Source organism: Azospirillum sp. (genome assembly GCF_035627195.1).
In the GTDB taxonomy this organism is placed as follows: Bacteria; Pseudomonadota; Alphaproteobacteria; order Azospirillales; family Azospirillaceae; genus Azospirillum.
In genome coordinates this window covers 1-4,443 of the sequence record NZ_DASPMG010000422.1, presented here as the reverse complement: position 1 = coordinate 4,443, position 4,443 = coordinate 1, and the positions used below count along the sequence as shown (strand labels likewise).

At 70.2% G+C, this 4,443-nt stretch carries 6 protein-coding genes; 4 read left to right on the top strand and 2 right to left on the bottom strand.

The window, feature by feature from the left end; translation table 11 throughout:
• The 4 genes from VED21_RS36340 to VED21_RS36325 all read left to right on the top strand — a co-directional run.
• The coding region (locus VED21_RS36340) for a TRAP transporter large permease subunit (RefSeq protein WP_324890959.1) at window positions 1-354 on the top strand (354 nt) is incomplete at its 5' end.
• A gap of 151 nt (window positions 355-505) precedes the next feature.
• Window positions 506-1,528, top strand: a complete 1,023-nt coding sequence (hemB, locus tag VED21_RS36335; RefSeq protein WP_324890957.1) for a porphobilinogen synthase — start codon at window positions 506-508, stop codon at window positions 1,526-1,528.
• A 94-nt stretch (window positions 1,529-1,622) separates the two neighbouring features.
• Window positions 1,623-2,174, top strand: a complete 552-nt coding sequence (locus VED21_RS36330; protein ID WP_324890955.1) for a YbhB/YbcL family Raf kinase inhibitor-like protein — start codon at window positions 1,623-1,625, stop codon at window positions 2,172-2,174.
• A 4-nt stretch (window positions 2,175-2,178) separates the two neighbouring features.
• Window positions 2,179-3,033: an AraC family transcriptional regulator gene (locus tag VED21_RS36325; RefSeq protein WP_324890953.1), complete on the top strand. Its 855-nt coding sequence runs from the start codon at window positions 2,179-2,181 to the stop codon at window positions 3,031-3,033.
• 9 nt (window positions 3,034-3,042) lie between these two features.
• Here VED21_RS36325 and VED21_RS36320 read toward each other — a convergent pair whose 3' ends face one another.
• Both VED21_RS36320 and VED21_RS36315 read right to left on the bottom strand, forming a co-directional pair.
• Window positions 3,043-3,600: a hypothetical protein gene (locus tag VED21_RS36320; RefSeq protein ID WP_324890951.1), complete on the bottom strand. Its 558-nt coding sequence runs from the start codon at window positions 3,598-3,600 to the stop codon at window positions 3,043-3,045.
• Window positions 3,601-3,705: 105 nt separating this feature from the next.
• On the bottom strand, window positions 3,706-4,443 hold a 738-nt coding region (locus tag VED21_RS36315), incomplete at its 5' end, for a TRAP transporter substrate-binding protein DctP (protein WP_324890949.1).

The following is a 4,443-nucleotide window of genomic DNA, read 5'->3' as shown; positions in this document are numbered from 1 at the left end:
TCGTTCATGCACCCGCCGTTCGGCTTCGCGCTGTTCTACCTGCGCTCGGTGGCGCCGCGCACCGACTATGTGGACAAGGTCACCGGCAAGCTGACGGACAAGATCACCACCGGCCAGATCTACTGGGGTGCCGTGCCGTTTGTGATCATCCAGATCATCATGGTGGGCATCGTCATCATGTTCCCCGGCCTGGTGGAAGTGGGCCTCGACCGCGGCGCCAAGATCGATCCCAGCACCATCCAGATCGAAATCCCGACCATGGACTACAATGCGCCGCCGCCGTTCCCCGGCACGGAGCAGCCCGGCGAGAACGACCCGAACGCCGACATCATGAAGCAGCTACAGAAGCAGTAAGCGCTTCCCTTTGACGGCCTTTTGCCTCGGCCCGGCCCCGCGGAACCCCCGCGGGCCGGGCCGAACGCTTTTCCGGGCCAGCAACCTTGAGCCAGCGGGCCCAAGAGGCGTAACATCGCCGGACCTTTTTCCCAGCGACGACGAACGATCCATGTCCACGCAGCGTTCCACCGGCCACCGCTCCCTCGGCGCCTTCCCGCGCACCCGCCCCCGCCGCAACCGGGCGGACGCCTGGACCCGCCGGCTGGTGGCCGAGAACACGCTGTCGGTGGACGACCTGATCTGGCCGGTCTTCGTCATCGAGGGGCAGAACCGCCGCGAGCCCGTGGCCTCCATGCCCGGCGTCGAGCGCCTGACCATCGATCTGCTGGTGGAGGCGGTGGCGCAGGCCGGCGACCTGGGCGTGCCCTGCATCGCGCTGTTCCCCGTCGTCCCGGCCGAGAAGAAGTCGGAAGACGCGGCCGAGGCCTTCAACCCCGAGAATCTGATGAACCGCGCCATCCGCGCGGTGAAGGCGGCGGTGCCGCACGTCGGCATCCTGGGCGACGTGGCGCTCGACCCCTACACCAGCCACGGCCACGACGGCATCGTGCGCGACGGATACGTCGTCAACGACGAGACGGTGGAGGTGCTGGTCCGCCAAGCGCTGTCGCAGGCCGAAGCCGGCGTCGACATCGTCGCCCCCAGCGACATGATGGACGGCCGCATCGGCGCCATCCGCGACCGGCTGGACGCCGAGGGGCATGAGCTGGTGCGCATCTGCTCCTATGCCGCCAAGTACGCCTCGGCCTTCTACGGGCCGTTCCGCGACGCCGTGAACTCCGGCGGCTTCCTCAAGGGCGACAAGCGTACCTACCAGATGGACCCGGCCAACACCGACGAGGCTCTGCGCGAGGTGGCGCTGGACATCGACGAGGGGGCGGACATGGTGATGGTGAAACCCGGCCTGCCCTACCTGGACATCATCCGGCGGGTGAAGGACACCTTCGCCGTGCCGACCTTCGCCTACCACGTGTCGGGCGAGTACGCGATGCTGCGCGCCGCGGCCGGCAACGGCTGGCTGAACTACGACAACGCGCTCCTGGAGACGCTGATGTCGTTCAAGCGGGCGGGGACGGACGCGATCCTGACCTACGCGGCGCTGGATGCGGCGCGGCTGCTTCGCCGCGAATGAGCGTTTCGGGCGCATCTTTGCGCGGAGCCGGCGCACGGCGGTGCGTCGGCGGCGCTACCCTGGCCGCATCACTCCACGATGCAGGACCCTGGACATGCGCCCCTTTACAGCCGCCGCGTTGACCGCCGTCGCCCTCCTGACGGCCCTGCCGGCCGCCGCCTTCGAGCTGTCGAGCCCGGACGTGTCCGACGCGGCGCCCATCGCCGATCGCCACGTGCTGTCCGGCTTCGGCTGCACCGGCGGCAACGTCTCCCCGGCCCTGGCCTGGAAGGATCCGCCGGCGGGGACCAAGAGCTTCGCACTGACCGTCTACGACCCCGACGCGCCGACCGGCAGCGGCTGGTGGCACTGGGTGGTGTACAACCTGCCCGCCTCCGCCACCGCGCTGCCGGCGGGGGCCGGCGATCCGTCCAAGGGCCTGCTGCCGGCCGGGGCCGTGCAGGGCCGCACGGACTTCGGCGCGCCGGGCTACGGCGGCCCCTGCCCGCCCCGGGGCGACGCGCCGCACCGCTACGTCTTCACGCTGCACGCGCTGAAGGTGGAGACGCTGCCGCTTCCGGCGGACGCCACGGCGGCGATGGTCGGCTTCAACCTGAACGCCGCGTCTCTGGGCAAGGCGTCGTTCACCACGCGTTACGGACGCTGACGCGATGACCCCGGACTTCCTCGGCCGCCTCGCCGCCTTCGCCGACCGCGACCGCCGCCCCGGCGCGGAGCCGCGTCCGGCGGTGCCGGCGCTGTGGTCCTTCGTGGCGCACGACCGCGAACGGCTGACGGACATCCGGCTCGACCGCACCGCGCTGATCACCGTCATCGACGGCGTCAAGGAGTTCGACGACGCGCTGGGCAGCTTCCGCTTTCCCGCCGGCACGGCGATGCTGCTGCCGGCGGGATGGAGCGGCACCGTCGTCAACGAACCGGACGCCGGATCCGGCCTGTACCGGGCGCTGGTCCTGGAGTTCCCGGTCGATCTGGTCCGCCGCCTGCTGCGCGCTCATCCGAAGCGCGCAGTCGGTCGCCCGGCCGGCCCACGCGACCACCGCGTGCCGCTGACGCCGCATCTGGCCGAGGCGATGCTGCACGCCGCCTCCGGCCTCACGGCCGGCATCGGTCCGGCGTTGGCCGAGCACCGCTGCATGGAGGTGCTGCTGATCCTGCTGGAGGATGGGGCGTGCTGGCTCGGCCCCGGCGTGCCGGTGGCGGCCTCGGACGCGGTGCGCCAGCTGGTCCGCACCCGGCCGCAGCACGCCTGGACCGCCGATGCCCTGGCGCGCGAAATGGGCCTCGGCGCCGCCACCCTGCGCCGCCGTCTGGCCGAGGAAGGCACGTCGCTGCGCCGCATCCTGCAGGACGAGCGCGTCGCCCACGCCCGCCACCTGCTGGAGACCGAGGGGCTCAGCGTGCAGCAGGCGGCCGAGGCGGCCGGCTACGCGTCGCGCTCGCACTTCGCGCGACGGGTGCGCGCCGCCACCGGCACCACGCCGTCGGGCCTGCGAAGGACGTGAGGCGCCCCGCTACTTTACCGCCTCCAGCGTGATCTCGACCTCGTCGATCACGTTCCATTGGCTTTGCATGGCCGCCACGATGGCGTTGTGGTCGACCTCGCCGCTCTTCATCATCGTGCCCCAGCGCGGGCTGAGCCGGAAGTCGACCTTCAGCGTGCGGAAATCCACGTCGTAGTAGAGGCCCAGCGGGCTGTTCGCCAGCCCCTCGGCGATCGTCCGCCGGTTGTCCTCCTTGGACAGCAGCGAGAAAAGCTGCGGCGTGATCGGGCGCACGTGCGTCGGGTCGTCCAGGAACATGTCGCTGCGCGGGTGCGGAACGGTGATTCGGATCGGGGCGCCCGGCGCGGCGACGCGGTACAGTTCCTTGATGATGCCCATGAAGTGCTCGGGCAGCGGCCCCAGATGCTCCAGCACGTGGGTCATGACGATCTCTTCGGCCGAGTCCGTCTCGAACGGCCAAGGCAGAGCCTCCAGGTCCACCACCATGTCGGGTTCGCAGGTGGCGAACTTGTCGACGTTGAGGAAGCCGTCGAGCTTGCGGTTGCCGCACCCGAGATTGAGCCGCATGGGAGGTCCGCCTTTCCTACCGTCCGGCCCGAGCATCGCCCCTCAGGCGCACGGACGCAAGCCCGCCGGGCGGATCCGGCGGGCTTGCGGAACACGCGAGACGCGTCAGCGCCGCGCGCTGGCGGCCAGGATGAAGTTGTCGTACGGCGCCTCGGCGACGCGGAACCACAGGTGCGTCTCGTCGAGGAAGGGCTTCCAGCTGTCGTAGACCGCCTTGAAGCTGGGGTTCTGCGCCGAATACTCGGCGTAGAGGTCCTGGGCGATCTTGTAGCCGGCCTCCATCACGTCGCGCGGGAAGGCGCGCAGCACCGCCCCCTTGCCGACGAGGCGGCGCAGTGCGCGCGCGTTCTCAGCGTCGTAGCGGGCCAGCATGGCGCCGCCCGCCTCCGCACACGCACTCTCCAGCACCGCCTGATAGGACTTGGGCAGCTTCTGCCAAGCATCCTTGTTGACGTAGAGGGAGACCTGCGGCCCGCCTTCCCACCAGCCGGGGTAGTAGTAGTTCTTGGCGACCTGCACGAAGCCCAGCTTCTCGTCGTCGTAGGGGCCGACGAACTCGGTGGCGTCGATGGTGCCCTTCTCCAGGGCCGGATAGACGTCGGCGCCGGCGATCTGCGTTGGCGTCACGCCCATCTTGGCCATGATCTGCCCGGCGATGCCGGCGATGCGCATCTTCAGGCCCTGCAGGTCCTCGGCCGACTTGATCTCCTTGCGGAACCAGCCGCCCATCTGGGTGCCGGTGTTGCCGGCCGGGAACTGCACGATGTTGTGCTTGTCGAAGAAGGCGCGCATCACCTCGCGCCCGCCGCCGAACTGGAACCACGCGGCCTGCTGGCGCGCGTT

What these genes read in the sequence shown, in the direction of transcription:
- VED21_RS36330 (WP_324890955.1), top strand. Translation starts at nt 1,623, where the DNA reads ATGCGCCCCTTTACAGCCGCCGCGTTGACCGCCGTCGCCCTCCTGACG.
- VED21_RS36320 (WP_324890951.1), bottom strand. Translation starts at nt 3,600, where the DNA reads ATGCGGCTCAATCTCGGGTGCGGCAACCGCAAGCTCGACGGCTTCCTC.
- hemB (WP_324890957.1), top strand. Translation starts at nt 506, where the DNA reads ATGTCCACGCAGCGTTCCACCGGCCACCGCTCCCTCGGCGCCTTCCCG.
- VED21_RS36325 (WP_324890953.1), top strand. Translation starts at nt 2,179, where the DNA reads ATGACCCCGGACTTCCTCGGCCGCCTCGCCGCCTTCGCCGACCGCGAC.